Origin of the sequence: Solirubrobacter phytolaccae (genome assembly GCF_027587195.1) — a bacterium.
Taxonomy (GTDB): domain Bacteria; phylum Actinomycetota; class Thermoleophilia; order Solirubrobacterales; family Solirubrobacteraceae; genus Solirubrobacter; species Solirubrobacter phytolaccae.
The window spans coordinates 32,083-54,635 of sequence record NZ_JAPDDP010000043.1 but is presented as its reverse complement, the minus strand read 5'-3'; the positions used below and the strand labels follow the sequence as shown (position 1 = coordinate 54,635).

General features: G+C 72.6%; 23 protein-coding genes. 9 read left to right on the top strand and 14 right to left on the bottom strand.

Annotation, left to right across the window (positions count from 1 at the left end):
- Positions 1-2: 2 nt before the first annotated feature.
- Entirely contained in the window at positions 3-371 is a 369-nt protein-coding gene (locus OJ997_RS21625; protein WP_372517921.1) for a pyridoxamine 5'-phosphate oxidase family protein, read from the bottom strand.
- Positions 372-437: 66 nt separating this feature from the next.
- Here OJ997_RS21625 and OJ997_RS21620 point away from each other — a divergent pair, with 66 nt between their 5' ends.
- From OJ997_RS21620 to OJ997_RS21610, 3 genes are read left to right on the top strand one after another with little or no spacing between them, the layout of a single operon-like run.
- A complete protein-coding gene (locus OJ997_RS21620) occupies positions 438-3,146 on the top strand; it encodes a helix-turn-helix transcriptional regulator (protein WP_270027317.1) in 2,709 nt (902 codons plus the stop codon).
- A gap of 40 nt (positions 3,147-3,186) precedes the next feature.
- Entirely contained in the window at positions 3,187-4,077 is an 891-nt protein-coding gene (locus OJ997_RS21615; protein ID WP_270027316.1) for an alpha/beta fold hydrolase, read from the top strand.
- A complete protein-coding gene (locus OJ997_RS21610; RefSeq protein ID WP_270027315.1) occupies positions 4,046-5,275 on the top strand; it encodes a low temperature requirement protein A in 1,230 nt (409 codons plus the stop codon). The genes OJ997_RS21615 and OJ997_RS21610 overlap by 32 nt, the downstream gene beginning before the upstream one ends.
- Here OJ997_RS21610 and OJ997_RS21605 read toward each other — a convergent pair.
- Positions 5,236-5,613 carry a nuclear transport factor 2 family protein gene (locus OJ997_RS21605; RefSeq protein WP_270027314.1) on the bottom strand — a complete coding sequence of 126 codons (378 nt, stop codon included), beginning with the start codon at positions 5,611-5,613 and terminating at the stop codon, positions 5,236-5,238. The two genes, OJ997_RS21610 and OJ997_RS21605, sit on opposite strands and share 40 nt — an antisense overlap.
- Before the next feature lie 283 nt (positions 5,614-5,896).
- On the opposite strand from OJ997_RS21605, the gene OJ997_RS21600 reads away from it, so the two are divergent.
- A complete protein-coding gene (locus tag OJ997_RS21600) occupies positions 5,897-6,676 on the top strand; it encodes a neutral zinc metallopeptidase (RefSeq protein WP_270027313.1) in 780 nt (259 codons plus the stop codon).
- 4 nt (positions 6,677-6,680) lie between these two features.
- Here the strand turns inward: OJ997_RS21600 and OJ997_RS21595 are convergent, their stop codons facing one another.
- Positions 6,681-7,400, bottom strand: a complete 720-nt coding sequence (locus tag OJ997_RS21595; protein WP_270027312.1) for a HEAT repeat domain-containing protein — start codon at positions 7,398-7,400, stop codon at positions 6,681-6,683.
- Between the two features lie 85 nt (positions 7,401-7,485).
- Between OJ997_RS21595 and OJ997_RS21590 the strand changes: the two genes are divergently transcribed.
- Positions 7,486-9,369, top strand: coding sequence for an ArnT family glycosyltransferase (locus OJ997_RS21590; protein WP_270027311.1), 1,884 nt, complete (start codon positions 7,486-7,488; stop codon positions 9,367-9,369).
- Positions 9,370-9,585, top strand: a complete 216-nt coding sequence (locus tag OJ997_RS21585; RefSeq protein WP_270027310.1) for a hypothetical protein — start codon at positions 9,370-9,372, stop codon at positions 9,583-9,585. It begins immediately after the preceding gene.
- A gap of 34 nt (positions 9,586-9,619) precedes the next feature.
- On the opposite strand, the gene OJ997_RS21580 is transcribed toward OJ997_RS21585, so the two are convergent.
- Positions 9,620-10,948, bottom strand: coding sequence for an aspartate aminotransferase family protein (locus OJ997_RS21580; protein ID WP_270027309.1), 1,329 nt, complete (start codon positions 10,946-10,948; stop codon positions 9,620-9,622).
- Positions 10,949-11,022: 74 nt separating this feature from the next.
- Here OJ997_RS21580 and OJ997_RS21575 point away from each other — a divergent pair, with 74 nt between their 5' ends.
- Positions 11,023-11,913, top strand: coding sequence for a LysR family transcriptional regulator (locus OJ997_RS21575; RefSeq protein ID WP_270027308.1), 891 nt, complete (start codon positions 11,023-11,025; stop codon positions 11,911-11,913).
- Here OJ997_RS21575 and OJ997_RS37720 read toward each other — a convergent pair.
- The 10 genes from OJ997_RS37720 to OJ997_RS21525 are packed head-to-tail and all read right to left on the bottom strand — an operon-like array spanning position 11,889 to position 21,016.
- Positions 11,889-12,824, bottom strand: coding sequence for a VOC family protein (locus OJ997_RS37720; RefSeq protein ID WP_270027307.1), 936 nt, complete (start codon positions 12,822-12,824; stop codon positions 11,889-11,891). The two genes, OJ997_RS21575 and OJ997_RS37720, sit on opposite strands and share 25 nt — an antisense overlap.
- Complete coding sequence (locus tag OJ997_RS21565) at positions 12,817-13,425, bottom strand: 4-carboxy-4-hydroxy-2-oxoadipate aldolase/oxaloacetate decarboxylase (protein WP_270027306.1); 609 nt, start codon at positions 13,423-13,425, stop codon at positions 12,817-12,819. The genes OJ997_RS37720 and OJ997_RS21565 overlap by 8 nt, the downstream gene beginning before the upstream one ends.
- Positions 13,422-14,135 carry a PIG-L deacetylase family protein gene (locus tag OJ997_RS21560; protein WP_270027305.1) on the bottom strand — a complete coding sequence of 238 codons (714 nt, stop codon included), beginning with the start codon at positions 14,133-14,135 and terminating at the stop codon, positions 13,422-13,424. Before OJ997_RS21560 ends, OJ997_RS21565 begins: the two co-directional genes overlap by 4 nt.
- On the bottom strand, positions 14,128-15,039 hold the full coding sequence (locus OJ997_RS21555; protein ID WP_270027304.1) for a DUF6282 family protein: 912 nt from the start codon (positions 15,037-15,039) through the stop codon (positions 14,128-14,130). The genes OJ997_RS21560 and OJ997_RS21555 overlap by 8 nt, the downstream gene beginning before the upstream one ends.
- A complete protein-coding gene (locus OJ997_RS21550; RefSeq protein ID WP_270027303.1) occupies positions 15,032-15,667 on the bottom strand; it encodes a GntR family transcriptional regulator in 636 nt (211 codons plus the stop codon). Before OJ997_RS21550 ends, OJ997_RS21555 begins: the two co-directional genes overlap by 8 nt.
- Positions 15,664-16,449 carry an ABC transporter ATP-binding protein gene (locus OJ997_RS21545; protein ID WP_270027302.1) on the bottom strand — a complete coding sequence of 262 codons (786 nt, stop codon included), beginning with the start codon at positions 16,447-16,449 and terminating at the stop codon, positions 15,664-15,666. The genes OJ997_RS21550 and OJ997_RS21545 overlap by 4 nt, the downstream gene beginning before the upstream one ends.
- Positions 16,450-17,214, bottom strand: a complete 765-nt coding sequence (locus OJ997_RS21540; protein WP_270027301.1) for an ABC transporter permease — start codon at positions 17,212-17,214, stop codon at positions 16,450-16,452.
- On the bottom strand, positions 17,211-17,987 hold the full coding sequence (locus OJ997_RS21535; RefSeq protein WP_270027300.1) for an ABC transporter permease: 777 nt from the start codon (positions 17,985-17,987) through the stop codon (positions 17,211-17,213). Before OJ997_RS21535 ends, OJ997_RS21540 begins: the two co-directional genes overlap by 4 nt.
- Positions 17,984-18,979, bottom strand: a complete 996-nt coding sequence (locus tag OJ997_RS21530) for an ABC transporter substrate-binding protein (protein WP_270027299.1) — start codon at positions 18,977-18,979, stop codon at positions 17,984-17,986. The genes OJ997_RS21535 and OJ997_RS21530 overlap by 4 nt, the downstream gene beginning before the upstream one ends.
- 60 nt (positions 18,980-19,039) lie before the next feature.
- Positions 19,040-21,016, bottom strand: coding sequence for an ATP-binding protein (locus OJ997_RS21525; protein WP_270027298.1), 1,977 nt, complete (start codon positions 21,014-21,016; stop codon positions 19,040-19,042).
- 189 nt (positions 21,017-21,205) lie between these two features.
- On the opposite strand from OJ997_RS21525, the gene OJ997_RS21520 reads away from it, so the two are divergent.
- Positions 21,206-22,117: a DMT family transporter gene (locus OJ997_RS21520; protein ID WP_270027297.1), complete on the top strand. Its 912-nt coding sequence runs from the start codon at positions 21,206-21,208 to the stop codon at positions 22,115-22,117.
- Entirely contained in the window at positions 22,090-22,524 is a 435-nt protein-coding gene (locus tag OJ997_RS37715) for an Lrp/AsnC family transcriptional regulator (protein WP_270027296.1), read from the top strand. Before OJ997_RS21520 ends, OJ997_RS37715 begins: the two co-directional genes overlap by 28 nt.
- Positions 22,525-22,553: the final 29 nt, after the last annotated feature.

Genomic DNA, 22,553 nt, shown 5'->3' with positions numbered 1-22,553 from the left:
TCTTACGCGTTCTGGCGAGCTTCGCGCTCGCGCACCAGTTCCTCGACGGCGGTGGGCAGCGTGGTCTCGAAGTCGATCAGCTTGGCGTCGACCTCGTCCAACTCGACCTCGCCGCGGATGAGCAGGATCTTGGGCGGGTGCACCTCGGTGTCGATCGTCAGCGCGACGGTGGGATGCGCCCGCAGCGCCGGCAGCTTCGGCGCGTTCTTGCTCGTGCACAGGACGAGCTCCGTCCCGCTCCAGGCGAAGGCGATCGGGACGCAGCGCGGCGTGCCGTCCGTGGCGACGTAGGCCAGGCGGGTGACGTCGCGGGCCAGCAGCTCCTGGCTGTACGGCCGGCTCAGGACCTCGGCGATCTCGTGCGGTTGCATGCTCATGTCTCTGGGACGGAGCCGCCGTCAGGTTCTCGACATCGCTCGCCGGTAGGGTGGCGGAGGATGTCGACTTCGCTCCGAGGCCGGGACGCGGAGTGCGCCGTGCTGGACCAGCAGCTCCGCCGCGTGCGTACCGGCGAGAGCGGGGTGCAGGTGCTGCGCGGGGAGGCGGGCGTCGGGAAGTCCGTGCTGCTCGAGTACGTGGCCGAGCAGGCCTCCGGGTTCCGGGTCGCGCGGGCCGCCGGCGTGGAGTCCGAGATGGAGCTCGCGTTCGCCGGGTTGCACCAGCTGTGCGCGCCGCTGCTCGACGGCGTGGACGGGCTGCCGGGACCGCAGCGGGACGCGCTGCGGGTCGCGTTCGGGCTGCGGAGCGGGGAGCCGCCCGATCGGTTCCTGGTCGCTCTGGCGGTGCTCAGCCTGCTGGCGGAGACGGCCGAGGCGGAGCCGCTGGTGTGCCTGATCGACGACGCCCAGTGGCTCGACCACGCGTCCGCGCAGACGCTGGCGTTCGTCGCCCGGCGGCTGCTGGCGGAGCGGATCGCGATGGTGTTCGCGGTCCGCGCGCCGCTGGAGGTCAGCGAGCTCGCGGGGCTGCCGGAGCTCACCGTCGAAGGCCTTGGGGACGCCGACGCGCGGCGGCTGCTGGCGTCCGCGGTGCCGGGGCGGCTGGACGAGCGGGTGCGCGACCGGATCCTCGCCGAGACGCGTGGCAACCCGCTCGCGCTGCTGGAGCTGCCGCGCGGGATGACGCCGGCGGAGCTCGCGGGCGGCTTCGGGCTCCCGAACGCGCGGCCGCTGACGAGCCGGCTGCAGCAGACGTTCTCCTCGCGAGTGCAGGCGCTCCCCGAGGACACGCGGCGGCTGTTGCTGATCGCGGCGGCCGAGCCCGTCGGCGACGTCGCGTTGCTGTGGCGCGTGGCCGAGCGGCTGGGGCTCGGGGGCGACGCGGGAGGACCGGCCGAGGCGGCCGGGTTGCTCGAGCTGGGGGTCCGCGCGCGCTTCCGGCACCCGCTGGTGCGGGCGGCGGCGTACTGGGCCGCGACCCCGGACGAGCGCCGGGACGTGCATCGCGCGCTGGCGGCCGCGACCGATCCGCGGACCGATCCCGACCGGCGCGCGTGGCATCTCGCGCAGGCCGCGTCGGGGCCCGACGCGGCGGTCGCGGACGAGCTGGAGCGCTCCGCGGATCGCGCGCAGGCCCGCGGCGGTGTCGCGGCGGCCGCGGCGTTCCTGGAGCGCGCGGCGGACCTCACGCCCGATCCGGTGCGGCGCGGGGAACGCGCGCTCGCGGCCGCGCAGGCCAAGCTCGAGGCGGGCGCGCCGGAAGCGGCGGACACGCTGCTCGCGAACGCCGCGCTGGCGCCGCTCGACGACCTCCAGCGCGCCCGTCTGCAGCGGTTGCGCGCGCAGATCGCGTTCGTGCTCCGGCGCGGCAGCGACGCGACGCCGTTGCTGCTGGCCGCCGCGCGGCGGCTCGCTCCGCTGGACGCCGCGCTCGCGCGCGAGACGTGCCTGGAAGCGCTCGGCGCGGCGATCTTCTCCGGCCACCTCGACGACGCGGCCGGTGTGCGGGAGGTCGTACGGACCGCTCCGGCGGCGAGCCCGCCGCGCCCGCACGACCTGCTCCTGGACGGCCTGGCGGTGCGGGTCACCGAGGGGTTCGCGGCGGGCGTCGCGCCGCTGCGGGTCGCGCTCGCCGCGTTCCGGGAGGAGGACGCCGCCGACAGCAACCGCTGGCTCTGGCTCGCGTGCCGGGTCGCCGCGGACCTGTTCGACGAGGCCACCTGGGACGTGCTGGCGCGGCGCGGTGTGCGCCTGGCGCGCGAGGCCGGCGCGCTCAGCGTGCTGCCGATCGCCGCCACCTACATGGCCGGCGTGTACATGCACGACGCGCAGTTCGAGGCCGCGTCGACGCTGATGGAGGAGGCCTCGGCGATCACGCAGGCGACCGGCACCGCGGCGCTGATCCACCCGGAGGCGGTGCTCGCCGCGCAGCGCGGGGATGAGGCGCGCGCGACGGCGCTGATCGAGGTCATCCGCGAGGACGCGACCGAGCGCGGCCAGGGCATGGCGCTGAGCATGGTCGGCTACGCGCAGGCGGTGCTCCTGAACGGCCTCGGCCGCTACGAGGAGGCGCGCGTGGCCGCCGAGCAGGCCTGCGCGCACGGCGAGCTCGCGCTGTTCACCCTGGTGTTGGTGGAGCTGGTCGAAGCGGCCGTCCGCACCGACCGTCCGGAAGTCGCCGCCACGGCGCTCGCACGGCTCAGCGAACGCATGCAGGCCGACCAGACCGACTGGGCGCTCGGCGTCGAAGCCCGCTCGCGCGCGCTGGTCAGCACGGGCCCGGCGGCGGACGCGCTGTACACGGAGGCGATCGAGCGGCTCGGTCGCGGCCACGTGGCGCAGCACCTGGCGCGGGCGCAGCTCGTCTACGGCGAGTGGCTGCGGCGCGAGAGCCGGCGGATCGACGCGCGCGAGCAGCTGCGCGCCGCCCACGACACGTTCAGCCGGATCGGCGCCGAGGCGTTCGCGGAGCGCGCGCGGCGGGAGCTCGTCGCCACGGGGGAGACGCTGCGCGGCCGGGCGCCGGCGACGCGGGACGCGCTCACCCCGCAGGAGGCGCAGATCGCCCGGATGGCCCGTGACGGGCTCACGAACCCGGAGATCGGCGCCCAGCTGTTCATCAGCCCGCGCACGGTCGAGTACCACCTGCGCAAGGTCTTCCTCAAGCTCGACGTGGCCTCGCGCAAAGAGCTCGCCCGCGCCGTCTGACTGTCACGACTCGCGCGGCTGTCCGGTCATCAGCTGATGGATGACCTTCGACGACTTCGCCCAGCATGAGCTGCACACCGACCGTGGCGTGATCTTCGCGCGGGTGGGCGGGAGCGGGCCGCCGCTGCTGCTCCTGCACGGCTATCCGCAGACGCACCGCATGTGGCACGCCGCGGCGGCGCGCCTCGCCGAGCGGTTCACGGTCGTGGCGACCGACCTCGCCGGCTACGGCGCGTCGCTGCGGCCCGTGCCCGCCGCCGACCACGCCCCGCACTCCAAGCGCGCGCTCGCGCTCGACCAGGTGCAGGCCATGGCCGCCCTCGGCCACGAGCGCTTCGCGGTCGCCGGGCACGATCGTGGCGGCCGCGTCGCGTACCGCATGGCGCTCGACCATCCCGACCGCGTGCGTGCGGCCGGCGTCTTCGACGTCGTGCCGACGGGCGACGTGTGGGCCCGCGCCGACGCGCAGCTGGCCCTCACGTACTGGCACTGGGCGTTCCTCGCGCAGCCCGCGCCACTCCCCGAGCGCCTGATCGCCGGCGACCCGGACGCGTTCTTCGACCTGCACGTCCGCGCGCTCGGGCTGGGGCGCGAGCCTGGCCGGTATCCCGACGAGCTGATGGCGGCGTACCGCCGCATCCTTGACGACCCGGGCACCGTGGAGGCGATCTGCGAGGACTACCGCGCCGGCGCCGGGATCGACCGCGCCCACGACGACGCCGACCGCGGGACGCGGCGGATCGAGTGCCCGCTGCTCGCGCTCTGGAGCGCGCGCGGCGCCCTCCCGCGCCTGTACGGCGACGTGCTCGAGGTCTGGCGGCCGTGGGCGCGGGAGGTCAGCGGCCACGGGCTGGACGCGAGCCATTTCCTCGTCGAAGACCGACCGCAGGAGGTCGCCGATGCCCTTGCCGGGTTCCTCGGCGGTCGCTGACCGCCCGGTGGCGGCAGCGCCGCCGATCCCTCACCTGCGCCCGCGTGGCGTCGGCGGGGCGCAGCCCGTCACGACCGTCGAGCTGTTCTTCGACCTCGTCTACGTCTTCGCCGTCACGCAGCTCTCGCACATGGTCGTCGACGACCTGACGTTCGCGCGCGTGGCGAGCGCCGCGTTCCTGCTGCTCGTCGTCTGGTGGGCGTGGATCTACACGACGTGGATGGCCAACTGGTTCGACCCGTCCTCGCCCCGCGTGCGCGGCGTGCTGGCCCTGGCGATGCTCGCGAGCCTGCTGATGGCCGCCGCGTTGCCGGGCGCGCTGGACGAGCACGGCTGGCAGTTCGCGGGCGCCTACGTCGCGCTGCAGGTCGGCCGCAACCTCGCGGCGGCGCTGCTGCTCCCGCGCGGGCACGCGGTGCGCGACATCTACGAGCGGCTGGTGCTCTGGAGCGTCGCATCGGGCGTGCTCTGGCTCGCGGGCGCCGCCGTCGACGGCGAGCAGCGGCTGCTGCTGTGGATCCCGGCGCTCCTGCTCGAGCTCGCCGCGCCGATCGCCGGCTACTGGCGGCCCGGTCGCGGCCACGCCGGCACCTCCGACTACGACATCGAGGGCGGGCACTTCGCCGAGCGTTGCCAGCTCTTCATCATCATCGCGCTGGGCGAGTCGATCGTCGTCACGGGCGCGACCGCCTCGGCGGCGGGTCTCTCGCCGACCGTGCTGCTGTGCCTCGCGCTCGCGTTCGCCCAGATCGCGGCGATGTGGTGGGTGTACTTCGGCGCGACCGCCGAGCGGGCGAGCGCGACGATGGCCAGCTGCGAGGACCCCGGCCGCTACGCGCGGGACGCGTACACCTACGGGCACCTCCCGATCGTCGGCGGCATCATCGCCACCGCGGTCGGCGTGGACCTGCTGATCGCCCATCCGGACCACGCACTGCACGGCGTCGCCCTCGCGGCCGTGCTCGGCGGTCCCGCGCTCTACCTGGCGGGCGAGAGCCTGTTCCGGTGGCGCATGACGGGCGCGCACAACCGGCCGGGGCTGGCGGTGAGCGCGGCATTGCTGGCGCTCGTCCCGATCGGCGGGCAGGTGAGCGCGCTCATCCTGAGCGCGATGGTCACGGCGCTCCTGGCGCTGCTCGTCGCCTGGGAACCGGTCCGTCAGACCCGGTCTTTGTCCCAGTACTCCCGCCAGCTCTGAATGCGCCCGTCCTCGTCCAACGTCATCCAGATCACGTAGTCCTGCACGTACGGCTTTCCCGTCTCGACCCATTCGGCGGTGGCGTGGAGCTCGGCGACGTACAGCCGCCGCGCGGGGTCCTCGACGGTCCGCACGCCTTCGAACGTCCAGCCGCCCCAGCGGCGCGCGCCACCGAAGTACGCCACGAGCCGCTCGACGCCCTCGATGCGCGAGGTCATCTCGCCGGACGCGTACGGGAACTCCAGCACGCCGTCGGGCGCCCACAGCTCGCGCAACCGCTCCGCGTCCTGCGTGACCGCCTCGAGATGTCCGGTCATCGCCGGATGCAGATCCACCATGCCGACGAGGCTAGTCGGATCGACACGACGGGCCGGACATGAAAGTCCGACCCGCCGCGTCAAGCTCAGCCGTCCGCCGCAGGAGGAGAGAGATTGCGACGACCGACGAGAGTCATGGTGATGCGCCCGGGGGTCGGTTGCAATCGACCACCGGTCGGTAACGGGGCGACGGCCGGTCGAGCGCGGCGCGCTGAGGTGATCCTTAGCCGGTTCTCCGACAAGTCTTAGACGGTGATGGCTCACTGGTTGTCATCACCTCTTGAATGACGCTAGGAGAACCTCAATGAAGAAGCTGATCGGCGTGCTCGCCGTGGGCGTGTTGGTCGCGGGCGGTGCAGCCGTGCACCTCGGCACCGCGAAGGCCGAGCAACCCGCGCGCTCCGCGGACGCCCACGGGCTGGTGCTCGGCTCCGCGCAGGAGGCGCAGCCCACGACGATGACCGACTTCCTGACGGGGGTCACGCAGGACGTCGACGCCTACTGGACGAAGGTGTTCGCGGAGCAGGGCCTGCCCGAGCCGCGGGTCACCTACCAGTGGATCCCGGCGGGCCAGTCGGCGGCGAGCGCGTGCACGGACTCGAGCGGCGGCACGTCCGGCGACGACATCGCCGCGTACTGCTCGGCCGACGACACGATCTCGATCTCCGAGGCGTTCGCGTCGAAGATCTACGACGGCGAGCTCAACCACGCGCTGCCGGGCAGCTCGCAGGGCTACGGCGGGACGGCGGGTGACTTCGCGGTCGCGTACATCGTCGCCCACGAGTACGGGCACCAGATCCAGGACGAGCTCGGGCTGTTCGACAAGTACGGCTCGCAGCTGCCGACGTCCGCGTTCGAGCTCCAGGCCGACTGCTACGCCGGCACGTGGGCCAAGAGCGCCTACGACGAGAACCGCCTCGAGGACGGCGACGTGCAGGAGGCGCTGGACGCCGCGCTCGCCGTCGGCGACTTCGACGCCGGCAACCCCGGTCACCACGGCACGCCGGAGGAGCGCGAGCAGGCGTGGAGCACGGGCTTCGAGTCCGGCGACCCGTCGGCCTGCAGCAGCTTCCTGCAGGCCTAGCCGGTCACTCCGGCGGCGGCCACTCGGCGATGAGGCCGGCCTCGACGTAAGCCTCGCCGGCCTCATCGATCAGCGGGCCTTCCCAGCCGTCCTCGTAGTCCTCGATCAGGGGTGCGAGGCCGCGCGGGTCGGCGCGAAGGGCGAGGCCGGCGATCGCTTCGTGACGGACGTCGACGTAGCGGTCGGTGAGACGGGCCGCGAGGGCTTCGCGCACCTGCGGGGTGTCGCGGGTGTTGATCGAGCCGAGCTCGAACGTCGCCCAGTCGCGCACGTCGTCGTCGGGGTCTTCCATCAGGGCGAGCAGCGTGTCGACGACGCGGTCGTCGTCGTGCTGGAAGAGCCCGTGCACGACGGCGAGGCGGATGTGCTCGTCGGGGTGGGAGGCGAACGCGACGGTCGGCCCGATCGTGCGCGGGTCGTGGAGCGGGCCGAACGCGTTGAGGATCGACGCGATCACGTGCGGGTGCGGCTCGGTCGCGATCCGCTCGAGCAGCAGGTCGACGCTGGGCCCGCGGTACGGCCGGTCTTCGTCGCTGCGCGTGGCGCCGAGCTGGGACAGGATGTCGACCCCGAGCTTGCGACGGTCAGGGTTGGCGTCCCGCGTGAGCTCGACCGCGGCGGCGTAAGTCTCCGCGTCGTTGCGGGCCTGCAGCTCGCTGACGACCTCCCAGTAGTCGTCGCTGTCGAGCGTGAGGGCGCGGTCGATGAGCTCGGCGACGGTCATGCGGCGCGCGATCCTACCGCCGGCTCTCAGCAAGTGCCCAGGGTGCGCCCAGGCGGTTCGAACCCTCCGGGTCGATGGTGAGGCCATGTCAACCGTCATTGATCGGCCCGCCGCGTCGGCGCCGCCTCGTCCGGCTCGCTCGTCGCAGCCGCCGCCGTCCGCTCCCGCCTGGGCTCGACCGGGGTTCTACGCGGTGCTGCTGCTCGCCGCCGTGCTGGTCGGGTGGGGGCTGACGCGCTCCGGCATGTCGAACACGTACTACGCCGCGGCCGTGAAGTCGGCGACGGTGTCGTGGAAAGCGTGGTTCTTCGGGGCGATCGACCCGGGTTCGTTCATCACCGTTGACAAGCCGCCGCTCTCGATCTGGCTGATGGGTCTTTCGGGTCGGATCTTCGGCTTCTCGTCGTTCTCGATGCTGCTGCCGCAGGCGCTGTGCGCCGTGGCCTCGGTCGGCGTGCTGCACGCGACCGTGAAGCGACTCGCCGGGCCGGGCCCGGCGCTGCTGGCCGCGGGCGCGCTGGCGATCTCACCCGTCTCGATCGCGATCGGCCGGGTGAACAACCCGGACGCGCTGCTCGTGCTGTTGCTCGTGCTGTCGGCCTACCTCGTCGTGCGGGCGGTCCAGTCGGGCCGAACGCTCACGCTGATGGGCGCCGGGGCCGTCGTCGGGCTCGCGTTCATGACCAAGATGCTCCAGGGCTGGATGGTCGTCCCGGCGCTCGGTGCCGTGTACCTGCTGGCGGGGCAGCCGCGGCTGGCCGTGCGGATCCGGCAGCTGTTGCTCGCCGGTGTGGCGATGGTCGTGGTGAGCGCCGCCTGGCCGCTCGCCGTGACGCTGTGGCCGGGATCGGCGCCGTACATCGGCGGCTCGACCGACGGCTCCGCGTGGGACCTGATCTTCGGCTACAACGGCTTCGGCCGCCTGTTCGGTCAGGGCGGCGGCGGTGGAGGCGCGTCCTTCGGCGGCGCGGCGGGCTGGCTGCGGATGTTCAACTCGCAGGTCGGCGGGCAGATCGCCTGGCTGCTGCCGCTCGCGGTCGTCTCGCTCGGCGGTGGCCTGTGGCTGTCACGCGGCAAGCCGCGCACCGACGGTCGCCGCGCGCTCTTCGTGCTCTTCGGCGTCTGGGCGCTCGTGCACTTCGTGATCTTCAGCCGCCAGGAAGGGACGTTCCATCCGTACTACGTGAGCGCGCTGGCGCCCGCGGTCGCGGTGCTCGCCGGTGTCGGCCTGCCGATGCTGGCCGGGTGGGCGCGGCGCTCCTGGCCGGGCGCGGTCGCGCTGGCGGTCGGCCTGACGCTGTCCGCGTGGGTCGCGGTCGCCGTGCTCGCCCGCTCCCCGGACTTCGCGCCGTGGCTGCGGACGGCGATCCCGGTCGCGACCGCGATCGCGCTCTACGGCGTGGCTGCCCTGCGTGTCCCGGCGCTCCTTCCGCGCCGTGCGCTCGCCGTGACCGCGGTGGCGGCGATCATCGCCGTCGGCGCCGGCCCCGCTTCGTACGCGGTCGTCACCTCCGGGCAGGCGCTCAACGGCAACAACGTGACGGCGAGCCCGACCACGACGTCCGGCGGCCCGGGCGGCGGGGGCTTCGGCGGCGGTGGCATGGGCGGCGGCCAGCAGTCGACCTCGACCGCGCTCACCGACTACCTCGTCGCGAACCAGGGCTCCGCGAAGTACCTCGTCGCGGTCTCCGGCTCGCAGACCGCCGCGCCGATCATCCTCGCCACGGGCAAGGCGGTCGTGACCATGGGCGGCTTCTCCGGTTCCGACAACGCCCCGACCCTCGAGCAGCTGCAGGCGATGGTCTCCGGCGGCGAGCTCCAGTACGTCCTCGTCAGCGAAGGCGGCGGCGGTCGCGGCGGCCCGGGCGGCGGCGGCTCCTCCGAGATCACCGAGTGGGTCACCGCCCACGGCACGGCCGTCACCGACATCGACACCAGCAACGGCACCCTCTACAAGGTCACGATCTAGATGCAGCGCACCCCTCGCACCCTCCTCATCGGCGCGGTGGCCGCGGCCATCGCGCTCGCCGGCGGCGCCTTCGTCGCCGACGCGTCCAACCACTCGTCCTTCGGCTCGTCCTCGTCGCAGGACAACGACCGCGGCGGCCCGGGCGGCAACTTCGGCGGAGGCCAGCCGCCGCAGCGCCGTGGGTCCCAAGGGGGTGTGGAACAAAACGGTCCATAAGAGGACGCTTTTGTTCGTCACCCCCCTGGGGGGACTACACGAAGCGCGGTGCGACCTCCGACAGCGCTTGGTCGAGGATCTCGAGGCCGAGGCGCAGTTGCTCGTCGGGGGTCGTCAGCGCCGGGGCGATCCGGAACGTGCCGGACAGCTCGGGCAGGTTGACGATGTTCATGTGCAGGCCAAGCTCGAGGCAGCGGTCGGTCACCGCGGTGCCGAGGGCGGGGGAGGCTTCCTTGGTCTCGCGGTCGAGGACGATCTCGAGGCCCTGCATGAGGCCGCGGCCGCGCACGTCGCCGACCACCGGGTGGCGCTCCTGGAGCGCGCGGAGGCCGTTCGCGAGGATCTCGCCCTTGGCGGCCACGCCCGCGCCGACGCCGTCGTCCTCCAGCACGTCGAGCACGGTGTTGCCGACCGAGGCGACGAGCGGGTCGGAGATGTGGGTCGTGTAGAAGAGGTAGCCGCGCTCGTAGGCGGCGGCCTCGATCTCGTCCGTGGTCACCACGGCGGCCAAAGGCAGGCCCGCGCCGAGGGTCTTGGACATGGTGATGATGTCCGGCGTGACGCCGTCGCGCTCGAAGCCGTAGCGGTCGCCCGTGCGGTAGAGGGCGGTCTGGGCCTCGTCGAAGATCAGGAGCATGCCGCGGCGGTCGCAGTGCTCGCGGAGCGCGCGGAAGTAGCCGGCCGGCGGGACGACGATGCCGGCGGACGAGAGGATCGGCTCGACGATGCACGCGGCGAGGGCGCCCGTGGACTGCGCGTCGATGAGCGCGAAGCCCATGTCGAGCTGACGGCGCCAATCGAGCTGGCCGTCGGCGTCGACCACGTCCGGACGGTACGGGTCCGGCGTGAGCAGCGCGAAGTTGCCGGGCGCGGCGGGCCCGTAGCCCTTGCGGCCGGCGCTGTAGGTCGCGTTGGACGCGCCCAGCGTCATGCCGTGCCAACTCCGGCTGAAGGCGACGATCTCGTGCTTGCCGGTGACGAGCTTCGCCAGGCGCAGCGCGGCCTCGTTGACCTCGGCGCCCGTGGTCAGCAGCATCGCCTTGTTCAGCGGGTCCGGCAGCGACTCGGCCAGGCGGCGCGAGAGCTCGACGACCGGACGGGAGAGCATGCCGCTGAACAGGTGGTCCAGCGTGCCCGCGGCCTCGCGGATCGTGGCCGTGATCGCCGGGTGCGAGTGGCCGAGGATCGAGCTCATCTGGCCCGAGGTGAAGTCGATCAGCTCGCGCCCGTCGCTCGTGTAGAGCAGGCTGCCCTCCGCGCGCTCGACGATCGTCGGCACGAAGGTCGGGTTGTAGCGGATGACGTGACGATCGACGTCGGACCAGAACGCCGGGTCCAGCCCGGTCTCGGCAAGCACACTCATGGAGCGAAGGTACTCCGCGCGATCGTGAAGGACCAGCGACATTTTCTGCCCTCGCTGTACAGTCGAGCTGCACAGTGCTCGACCCACGCCGCCTCCGCCTGCTGATCCAGCTCGAAAGCCTCGGCACCGTCCGGGCGGTGGCCCACGCCGCCTCGATGAGCCCGTCCGCCGTGTCCCAGCAGCTGGCGGCGCTGGAGCGGGAGAGCGGCGCGGCGCTCATCGAACGCCACGGCCGCACGGTCGCACTCACGGAGGCGGGCGTCGCGCTCGCCGGCCACGCGCGCGTGATCCTCGAGCGCATCGACGCCGCCGAGGAGGCGCTGCGCGCGCTGCAGGAAGCGCCCGCCGGCGCGGTGCGCGTCTCCGCCTTCACGAGCGCGATGCGCGCGTTCGTGATCGACGCGGCCGCGCAGGTCGGCCACCAGCACCCCGGCATCACGGTCCAGCTGGCCGAGCTCGAGCCCGCCGAGAACGTCCCGGCGCTCGAACGTGGGGAGGTGGACCTCGCGATCGTGGCCGACTTCGGCGACGGCACGTTCCCGCACACGCCGCACTTGCGGTCGGTGCCGCTCGCGCGCGACGAGCTGCAGCTCGTGCTCCCGCCCGGCACGACGTCCACCGGCGACCTGAATGACCTGCGCGAAGCCGCCTGGCTCCTCGACGGCACCGAGCTCGAGCAGCACATCGTCCGCCGCTGCCGGCGCGCGGGCTTCGAGCCGCGCTTCGCGGGCCGCCTGTTCAGCCACGAGTCGCTGCTCTACGCCGTCCACCGCGGCCTGGGCGTGACGATCCTTCCGTCGTTCGTCACGGCCCCGCCGGGCACGGTCGCGCTCGCCCCGCTCGACCCCGTCGCCTACCGCCAGCTGCTCGTGCTGCACCGCGAGGAGGCGCTGACGCGACGCTCCGTCGCGCTCACGCTCGAGGTTCTCGTCAAAGCCGCCTACTCGACCGGCGGCGTCCCGTAGGTGTGGAAGGACTCGACGGTCTTCACGCCCCACGCCTGGCCCTTCGCGCGCTCGGCCTCGGTCCAGACCACGACCGGCTCGTCGGGCGCGTAGACGAAGCGCCCGCCGGTGGTGACCTCGACCCGGTTGCCACCCGGCTCGATGCCGTAGAGGAAGAAGCCCTGCGCGATCGCGTGCTTGGACGGCGCGGCCTCGATCTCGATGCCGGCATCCACCCAGATGTCGGCGGCGCGCAAGCACTCCTCGCGCGTGTCCACCCACAGCGCCACGTGGTGCAGCCGTCCGCTCGCTCCGTGCGCGTCGCGGGTGTAGATCAGCTCGTGGGCGGCGATCGTCGCGCTCATCCAGGCGCCGGCCTCTGACCCGTCATTGAGCTCGATGCGCTCATACAAGCGGTAGTCGAGCTGCTCGACGCAGAACTCGCGGTTCGCGCGCACGTCCGCGGCGAGGAGGTTGATGTGGTCGAGGCGCTTGATCGCGCAGCCCCGGCCGGTGTAGCGGCCGGGCACGTTCTTGTGCGCGGGCCGGAGCCCCTCGGGCGCGACATAGCGATCGCACTCGTAGTACAGCTCGAAGACGTGGCCGTCGGGGTCGGTGAAGCGATACGAAGCCCCGCGGCCGAGGTCGCCGTCGGTCCAGCCGAGCCCGAGCCCGGTGGCTTCGACCGCGGCCACCCGGCGCTCCAACGCCTCGACGCTCCACGCGCGCAGCCCGAGCACGCCCATCCCGCTCGTCTCGGACGCCGTCAGCTTGACCGACCACGGCTGGTAGTCGCCCCAGCCGCGCAGGTAGGTCGACGGCCCGATCTGCTCGACCACATCCATCCCGAGGATGTCGACGAAGAACGCCAGGCTCGCGTCGAAGCGCGGTGTGAACAGCTCGACCGGACCGAGGTGCGCGAGCTCAGACACGCGCGTCCAAGCCGTCGAGGTGCCAGGAGAGCGCGCCGGCCTCGAGCTTCGCGCGCTTGACGCGTTCCTTCGCCTCGCGCTCGAGCGACGCGGCCAGCACCTCCTCCTCGCGCGCGGCCTCCACGACGGTCACGCCGTCCGCGTCGAGCACCACGAGGTCACCGGGGTTGATCGTGCAGCCGCCGACGACGACCGGCACGTCCAGCTCGCCGACCACGTCCTTCGCGGCGCCCCGCGAGCGGATCCACCGCGCCCACACCGGAACGGTCATCTCCGACAGCTCCTCCGCGTCACGGATGGCGGCGTCGACGAGCACGGCCACCGCGCCCCGGGCGGCGGCCTGCGTGAGCAGCAGATCGCCGAGCAGCGCGACCGGCCGCGGCTCGGGCATCGTCAGCACGAGCACCTCGCCGGGCTGGAGCCGCGTCATCGCGGCGTGGACCATCAGGTTGTCGTCCTGCCCGCAGCGCACGGTGCGCGCCGGCCCGCACGCGCGCGAGCGCGGCACGAGCTGCTTGAACTCCGCATCGACCAGGCCGCAACGGCCGGACGCCTCGTAGACGGTCGCGGCCCCGAGCCGCGCCAGCTCCTTGCTGCTCATAGCTCCTCCACGACCTGCGGGAGCACCCGCATGAACGACTCGCCGTACCGGACCTCACTCCGGCCAGAGGCCCGCCGCGCGTGGTTGCCGCGTTGCTCGCCGCGCTGCGCGTAGTAGGTCTGCAGGTACTGCTGCGCCTGCATCTCAGCCATCGCGGCGACCTTCTGGTCCCAGACGCTGGTGATGTCCACGTGCACGGTCGGCGTGAACGCGCACAGCTCGGGCTGGTGGGGCTCGAACAGGAACAGCTGCGGCGGCTTGATCGTCCCGAACGCGCTCGGCACGCCCGCGCCCGCGGCCAACGACCGCGCCCGATCCACGGCGCCGAACGCCACCGGGTGATCCGGGTTGAACGGGTCGACGGAGGTGTGCGTGATCAGCACGTCGGGCGCGAACTCGCGGATCACGTCCGCGATCGCCAGCAGCCGCTCGCCGTCGATCTGCAGCGGGTAGTCGCCGAAGTCCAGGCAGCGGAAGGACGCGCCCAGATGGCCCGCGGCCGCCGACGCCTCCGCGTGCCGCAGCCGCTTGACGTTCTCGAGCGTCTGGCCCTCCTGCTTCCACAGCTCGCCGGACTCACCCCGCTCGCCGTAGGACAGCGCGATCACCTCGGCCACGCCCCCGAGCGCGACCGCCTTGGCCACGGCGCCGCCCGCGCGCCAGACGAAGTCCGCCGAGTGCGCGCCGATCACCTGGACGCGCTTAGGCACCCGCCAGCCTCCTCGTGTTCTCGACGGCCATGATCCGGACCTCCCCCTCGCTGAAGCCGGCTTCGAGGTGACGGTCGGCCAACAGGGCCAAGCCGTCCTCGACCGGCGGGTTGAACACTTGCCCGAGGTCGCTGCTCCAGACCGTGCGCGCCGCACCGACCGCACGCGTGGCGGCGAACAGCTCCTCCCACGTGCACTTGCCGGTGTAGGGCGTCGTCAGAGCGCGCTGGAAGAAGGCCCCGCGCGCAGCCAGCGCGACCTGGTCGTCCGGGCTGAGCTTGTGCGACGGGAACTCCGGGTTGGTGACGACGATCGTCTCGACGCCCGCCGCCACCGCCGCGTCGACGACGCCGAACACCTCGGCACGGGAGAGATGCCCGGTCGCGAGCACGAGCCCGCGACGCGCGACGACGTCCAGCACCGCGAGGAGCGCCGGCAGCGGCGCGCCGCCGGAGTCCAGCACCGGCACCGCGCCCGGCTTCGCGCCCGCCGCCCGCAGCTCCCGTTCGAACTGCACCCACACCGGCACGTTGCCGTTCGCGCTCTCGACCTTCGCGACCTCGCCCGTCGCGCTGACCGTCGGCAGCCACACGAACCGCGCGCCCTGCCGCGCGGCCACCTCGACCGCGGTCGCGTTGAGCCCGCCGACCGCGTGGTTGAGCACGATCGAGCCGACGGCGAGCGAAGCCCCCACCGCCGCGTTGACCACCGCGGCCCGCTCCGCCGTCGCCGTGTAGTGCGACGTCAACCCGAACCCCGACAGCCCGAGCTCGACACAGCGCGCCGCGAGCTCCAGGTCGGTGATCCGGCGCGGCGCGAAGTCCGGCGCGGCGTGCACGTACGGGTCGAACCCACCGCGCACGAGCTCGCGCGCGCGGGCGGACGGGACGGGATGGTCAGGCACGGATCAGGTCGGGGGCGGCAATCTCGACGAGCGCGGCGCTGACGTTGGTGAGGTGCTCGCGCATCGCGGCCTCCGCGCCGAGGCGGTCACCGGCGCTGATCGCCTCGACGATCCGCTGGTGCTCGGCCATCGACCGGTCCGAGCGGCCCGGCGCGAGCACGGTGCGGAACTGGAAGCGCACCATCTGCGAGTTCAGGCGCGCGCAGATGTCGCGCGAGACCCGGTGCGCGCTGACCTCGAGGATCCGGCGGTGCATGACCGCGTTGCGCTCGGACATCGCGAGCAGCTCGCCGTCGGCGTGCAGCGCCCGCATCTCGTTCGCGAGCGCCTCCAGCTCGCGCGCCTCGTCCTCCGTGCGCCGCAGCGCCGCGTAGCCCGCCGCGAGCGACTCCAAGGCCGCGCGCGCCTCGAGGATCTCGATCGCCTCGTCCAGCGTGAACCGCCGCACGCGCGCGCCGCGGTTGCGCTCGCGGACCACGAGCCCGTCGTGGCCGAGCCGCAGGATCGCCTCCCGGACCGCGCCGCGGCTGACGCCGAGCCGCTCGGCCAGCTCCTCCTCGACCAGCCGTTCTCCGGGCGAGAGCTCGCCCGCGACGATCGCCGTGTGCAACGCGCCGTAGGCGCTCATGCCACGCCCGCGGGAGCCGCCACGCTGTCGGGACGCTTGATCGCCCGGTACACGTGGGCACGCAGGTGCGCGAACTCCGGCAGCTCCTTCGTCGCGACTTGGTCACGCGGGCGCGGGAGCGGCACGTCGAGCGTCTCCTGCACCACGGTCGGGCGCTGGGAGAGGATCACGACGCGGTCGGCGAGGTACACCGACTCGTCGATGTCATGCGTGACGAACAGGATCGTCACGCCGTAGTCGTGGCGGATCTTCAGCACGAGGTCCTCGAGGTCGGCGCGCGTCTGGGCGTCGACGGACGCGAACGGCTCGTCCATCAGCAGGATCTCCGGCCGGTACGCGAGCCCGCGCGCGATCGCGACGCGCTGCTGCATCCCGCCCGACAGCTGCCACGGGTACTTGTCGCCGAACCCGTCGAGGCCCACCGACTCCAGCGCCTGCGCGACCGCGCCGCGCCGCTCGGTCTTCGAACCGCGCTTGCGCAGCGGGAACTCCACGTTCGCGGCGACCGTCATCCACGGGTACAGCGAGCGGCTGTAGTCCTGGAAGACGAGCGCCATCTGCTCGGGCGGGCCGGTGACGCGCTTGCCGCCCAGCTCGACCGTGCCGCTCGTCGGCTCCAGCAGGCCCGACATCGTCTTCAGCAGCGTCGTCTTGCCGCAGCCGGACGGGCCGACGATGCAGACGAACTCGCCCGCCTGGATCTCGAACGAGAGGTCCTTGATGGCCTGCGTGGCCGTGGCCCCGCTGCCGTAGGTCTTGCTGAGGTGGTCGACTCTGAGCATCTACTGGGCTCCGGCGCGCGCGCCGATGTGCCACGCGAGGACGCGGCGCTCGACGAGCGTGAAGACGGCGTTGAACAGGTACCCGAGCAGGCCGAGCAGGAGGATGCCCGACCACATCTCGGTGATGGCGAACGAGCGCTGGGACTGCAGGATGAAGTAGCCGATGCCGTTGCTGGAAGCGACCATCTCGCTGATCACCATCAGGATCAGCGACAGGCTCAGGCTCGTGCGCAGGCCGGCGAAGATCTGCGGTGCGGCGGCGGGGAGGACCACGTAACGCAGCCGGTCCAGTCGCCCGATCCGATAGACGCGCGTGGTGTCCAGCAAGGTCGGCTCCACGCCGGCGACGCCGTCGATCGTGTTCAGCAGGATCGGGAACACGCACACGACCGCGATCAGGAAGATCTTGGCGTCGTTCTCGACGCCGAGCACGAGGATCGCGAACGGGATCAGCGCCGGCGCGGGGATCGCGCGCAGGAACTCGACGATCGGCGTGGCCATCCGCCGCAGCGTCGGCTGGCGGCCGAGGACGACGCCCAGCGCGATTCCGAGGACGGCGGCGATGACGTAGCCCGCGGCGAGGCGGCCGAGGCTCGGCAGCACGTCCGCGCTGAAGCGCTCGAACACCCAGGTGTCGGCGAACGCGCGGAAGATGTCGCCGAGCGGCGGGTAGTAGTAGCTCTCCGCGCCGCTCGTCCACCACCAGATGAGCGCGATGACGAGGAGCGGCGTGACGATCTCGAGCGCGAGCTTCTTGGCGTTCATGCCACCACCGCCCGGTGCGAGGGATGCCAGTGCAGCACGCGCCGCTCGCCGCGGCTGAAGAGCGTGTTCAGTCCCCAGCCAATCAGGCCGGTGGTGATGATCAGCGCGTACATGAGGTCGTTCGCGCCGCCTTGGCGGGCGATGTTGATCTCGCGACCGAGGCCCGCCGAGCCGATGATCAGCTCGGCCGTGATGGCGAGGATCAGCGCCGTGGCGGAGGAGATCCGCAGGCCCGTGGCGATGTAGGGCACCGCGCCCATCAGCGTCACGCGCAGCACCCGGTCCCTGCGGCTGATCCGGAACGACCGCGCGGTCTCGAGCTGGATCGGGTCGAGGTCGCGCGCGCCGTAGATCGTCTGGATCAGCAGCGGCCAGACCGACGCGAACGCGACCAGGAACACCTTGCTCTGCAGCCCGGTGCCGTAGATCAGGATCGCGAGCGGGATCAGCGCGACCGACGGGACCGGCCGCAGGAACTCGATGATCGGTCGCGCGGCGCGGTACAGGTAGTCGTTGAAGCCGAGCGCGAGGCCGAGCGGCACCGCGATCACGATCGCGATGCCCAGCCCGATCGCCCACCCCTCGAGGGTGTGGGCGATCGCGGTCCAGTACCCGGACTCCCCGAGCTGGCCGACGAGCGCCGCGAACGTCTCCGTCATCGGCGGGAAGTACCGGCTCGGCAACAGGCCGACGCGCACGACGAGCTCGATCAGCACGAGCACGGCCAGCACGCCGACCCACGGCTGCGCAGCGTATGGGATGCGCGGCTTCACGAGCCCAGGTTCACGAAGCGGTCCACGTCGACGTCGCCCTTGAGCACACCGTACTTCTTGGACGCCTCGACGAGCGTGGCCATCGCGTCGCCGTTGACCTCCGCGCTCCAGGTCGGCAGCGCCATCTTGTCGGCGGCCTCCTGCGGGGTCTTGGTGTAGGTCGTGATGATCCGGCGGACCTCGTCGGGGTTGCTCTGGGCGAAGTCCAGCGACTTGTTCATGGCGCGCGTGAAGCGCTCGACGACGTCGGCGTTCTCGGACGCGTACTGCTCGGTCGTGAAGTACTCGGCGATCGTCAGGTTCGGGGCGAGCTCCTCGAAGGGCTCGGCGAGCTTGGTCGCGCCGGCGGCGACGGACGCGCCGACGAACGGCTCGACCGCGAACGCCGCGTCCACGCGCTTGGCCTCCAGCGCGGCGGGCACGTCCGGGAACGGGATCTCGACGAACTCGACCTTGGAGACGTCCACGCCCGCCTTCTCGAGGCTGTTGCGGACGGCGACCTCCGGCAGGTTCTTGAGCGTGTTGACCGAGACCTTCTTGCCTTCGAGCTGCTTGAGGTCGGTCACGCCGCCCTTGGGCGCGAGCAGCGCGTCCCACGCCTCTTCCTCGGTCGCGGCGCCGTTGACGCCGGCGGCGATCGGCTTCAGCGGCAGGTTCTGCGCCACGGCGTTCATGATCGAGGTGACGTTCGAGAAGCCGATCTGGTTGTCGCCGGACATGACGGCCGGGACGACCGCGGCACCGCCCTCGGCGACGGCCGGCTCGATCGTCAGGTTCTCCTCCTTGAAGAAGCCCTGGTCCATGCCCAGGTACAGCGGTGCGAGGTCGCCGATGGGGAGGACGCCGACCTTCAGCGTGACCGGCTTGGACTCGCCGGTCGAGGCGCCGCTCGGCGACGCCGGGGTCTCCTCATCGCTCCCGCCGCACGCGGCGACCGTGAGCGCGGCGGTAGCCGCAAGCGTCGCGACGAGGCGCATTCCCTTGAGTGGCACTGACGATCTCTCCTCTTCGTTGCCGGGGAGAGCGAACCGTAAGCGCTGTCGACTAGATTGTCAACAAGATTGTTGGTTGCTTCGTGAACCGTAGATCCAGCGCTCGAGGATCGCGTCGAGCGAGTGCGCGTCGATCGGCTTGGCGAGGTGATCGTCCATGCCGGCGCGGCGGCAGCGGGCACGGTCCTCGTCCAGCACGTGGCCGGTCATGGCGATGATCGGGATGCGGTGGCCGGCGGCGCGGATGCGCTCGGTGGCGGAGAACCCGTCGGCGATCGGCATCTCGCAGTCCATCAGCACCGCGACGAACTCGCCGTTCTGCACCGCCTGCACGGCCTGGGCGCCGTCGGCCACGGCCTCGGCGGCGACGCCACGGCGGCCGAGCATCGCCGTGATCACGCGCCGGTTGATCTCGTTGTCGTCGGCGACGAGGACGGTGGCGGGCGCGGCGGTCGCCGTGGTGCGCAGCCGCCGGGTCGCGGCCGTGATCAGCTGCGCGCGGCGGACGGGGGTGGGGAGCTCGTCCGGGCCGGTCTCGCCGGCGGGGCGCAGGACGAGCGTGGGGACGGCGCAGACGGGCGCGATGGCGGGATCGGCGATGACGAGCGCGAACGACGCGTCGCCGCTGAGCAGCCAGGCCGCTTCGTCGGCGGAGGTGGCCAGCTCGCAGAGCGCGCCGTGCGCGCCCAGGTAGTCGGCTACGGCCGCGCGGCTCGCGGCGTGCGTGACGGCGACGAGCACGCGCGGGGCGTCGGAGAACGGCGGCGGCGCGGCGCGGCCGTCCTCGGCGGGGGTGAGGGGGAGGGTGAACGCGAACGTGGTGCCGTGGCCGGGCTCGGACTCGGCGTCCAGCGTGCCGCCCATCAGCTCCACCAGCTCCCGCGTGATCGTGAGGCCCAGGCCGGTGCCGCCGTAGTGGCGCGTGGTCGAGAGCTCGGCCTGCTCGAACGGGTCGAACAGCGCCGGGAGGCGGTCGGGTGCGATCCCGATGCCGCTGTCGGTGACGCTGAAGCGGACGTGGTCGCCGGTGGCGGCCTCGGCCCGGACGACGACCTCGCCCGTCGCGGTGAACTTGACGGCGTTCGCGACCAGGTTGGTGAGCACCTGGCGCAGGCGGCCGCCGTCGCCGTGGAGCGCCTGGGGCAGCCGCGGGTCGATCCACGTGACCAGCTCCAGGCCCTTGGCGTGGGCGTCGCCCGCGAGCAGGTGGCAGGTGTCCTCGACCAGCTCGTCGAGCGCGAACGGGTGCGGGTCGAGCCGCAGCTTGCCCGCCTCGAGCTTGGAGAAGTCGAGCACGTCGTTGACGATCCGCAACAGCTCGGCGCCGGACGAGCGGGCGGTGCGGAGCAGATCGCGGTGGTGCGGCTCGCCGCCGTCGAGCAGGTCGAGGATGCCGAGGATCCCGTTGAGCGGCGTGCGCAGCTCGTGGCTCATGCCGGCCAGGAAGCGCGCCTTGGCCTCGGCGGCGCTCACGGCGGCCTCCGCGGCGTCGGCGAGCGCGGTCTCGGCCGCGCGCAGCGCCCGCACCTCCTCGCCGAGGACGATCTCGGTCATGACGCCTTCGGCGAGGTCGCTCATCGCGGCGATGTCCTCGTCGTTCCAGCGGCGCACGATCGTGTCGACGGCGCAGATGGTGCCGAGCACGTGCCCGTCGCGGGAGCGCAGCGGGACGCCGAGGTAGGCGACGACGTCGAGCTCGGTCGTCGCGAGGTTCTCGCGCACGAGCGCGTCCTCACGGGCGTCGTCGATCGCCAGCGGCACCCCGCTGTGGACGACGTACTGGCAGAAGGAGTGCGAGAGCGGCGTGCCGCGCTGCTCGGCGGGCCAGCCGTTGAGCCCGATGCAGCTCTTGAAGAACTGGCGGCGGCCGTCGACGAGCGAGATCAGCGCGGTCGGGACGTCGAGCACGCGCTTCGCGAGCCGCGTGAGCCGGTCGAACTCGGGCTCGGCGACGGAGTCGAGCAGCAGTGCGGCCTGCAGCGCCGCCAGGCGTGCCGGGTCGTTGAGCGTTGCGGTGAGGGAAGCGGGGCTGGCCATCGGGCGAGTCGTGTGCGGTCGCTCACCGAGGATCGGCAGCTGCGCGCCAAAGCTGAACGCGAAAGTTGACGGGGCCGCGCGCAAACTCCTGTCGTCGGAGCGGTCCTAGAACGCAACCTTCTTGCGAGTGTGCGCGACTTTGTTCGGTCGTGCTTGAGAGCGCCGCGGCGGTGCGTCAGTTGTCGAGGGGTGCTGAGCCGAAGCGCCCTCGCCCTGCTGGTCGCCGTCGCCCTCCTGCGCGGCAGTTCCTATCTGCCGACGCAGGTCGCGCGTGACGGCTTCTCGCCGGCGTCCCTCATCGCCGTCGAGATCCTCCTGACCGTGCTGGTGGCGTGGGTGTTCGCGGCGGCGCGGGGCCACTTGCGCCAGGCGCTGCGAGTGATCGCGGCGCGCCCCGCGCCGTCGCTCGCGCTCGCCGCTTCCCTGACCGGCGTCCCGCTCACGTTGATCGCGCTGGCGATCACGGACGTGTCCTCGGGCATGGCCGCGATCCTTGTCGCGCCCGCGCCGATCTTCGGCCTCGCCTTCGGCGTCCTCGCGGGTGAGCGGCTGCCGTGGCGTGCGGTCGTCGGCGCGCTGGTCGGCTTCGCGGGTGTGGTCGTCGCGACCGGCGGCGGCAGCGCCGGGAGCCTCACGGCCGTGCTCGCGCTCCTCGCCGCCTCGGCGTGTTACGCGATCGGCGCGCGCACGATCCGGACCTGGTTCGCGGACGTCCGACCCGAGGCGATCGCGCTCGCGGCGAGCCTGCCGGCGCTGCCGGTCGGGGTGCTGCTGTTGCTCGCCGACGTTCCGGACGCCGTGCCGCCCACCGGCTCGATCGCGGCGCTCGCCGTGCTCGGCGCCGCCAACATCGGCCTCGGCCTCGTGCTGTGGTGCGCGCTCGTGCGCAGCGCCGGCCCGGAGACCGCGCTGCTGGTCACCTACGCGAACCCGCCCGTGGCCATGCTGCTGGCCGCGCTCGTCGCCGGCGAGGTGCTTTCCCTCCGGGAGCTGCTCGGCCTCGTCGTAGTCTTCGCGGGCATCGCCATGACCACCGGAACCCTGCGCCTGCCCGCGCTCCGAAGCCGCCTCACGTGGACGACGTCGACGAGCGAATCGTAAGCCTCCTCCGCGAGGACGGCCGCCGCTCGTACGCGTCCCTCGGGCGCGTCGTCGGCCTGTCGACGGCCGCGGTCAAGCGCCGCGTCGAGCGCCTGGAGAGCGACGGCGTCATCCAGGGCTACGTCGCGATGGTCAACCGCGGCAAGCTCGGCCTGGAGCTGCAGGCCTTCATCGACCTCAAGTTCGCCGGCACCGCCCGGATGGAGGACATCTGGAAGGCGGCGGACGGCGTCGCGCCCGTGATGGCCGCCTACGCCGTCGCGGGTGACCTCGACGCAGTCCTGCACGTGCGGGTCCGCGACATCGGCCACCTCCAGGAGGTCCTCGCGCACCTGCGCGCCAAGCCGGACGTGACCGGCACGCGCACGCGGATCATCCTCGAGGCGCGCGACCATGACGCGTCGTGACGCAGGTGACGGCGCGGCAGCTCGTGTTA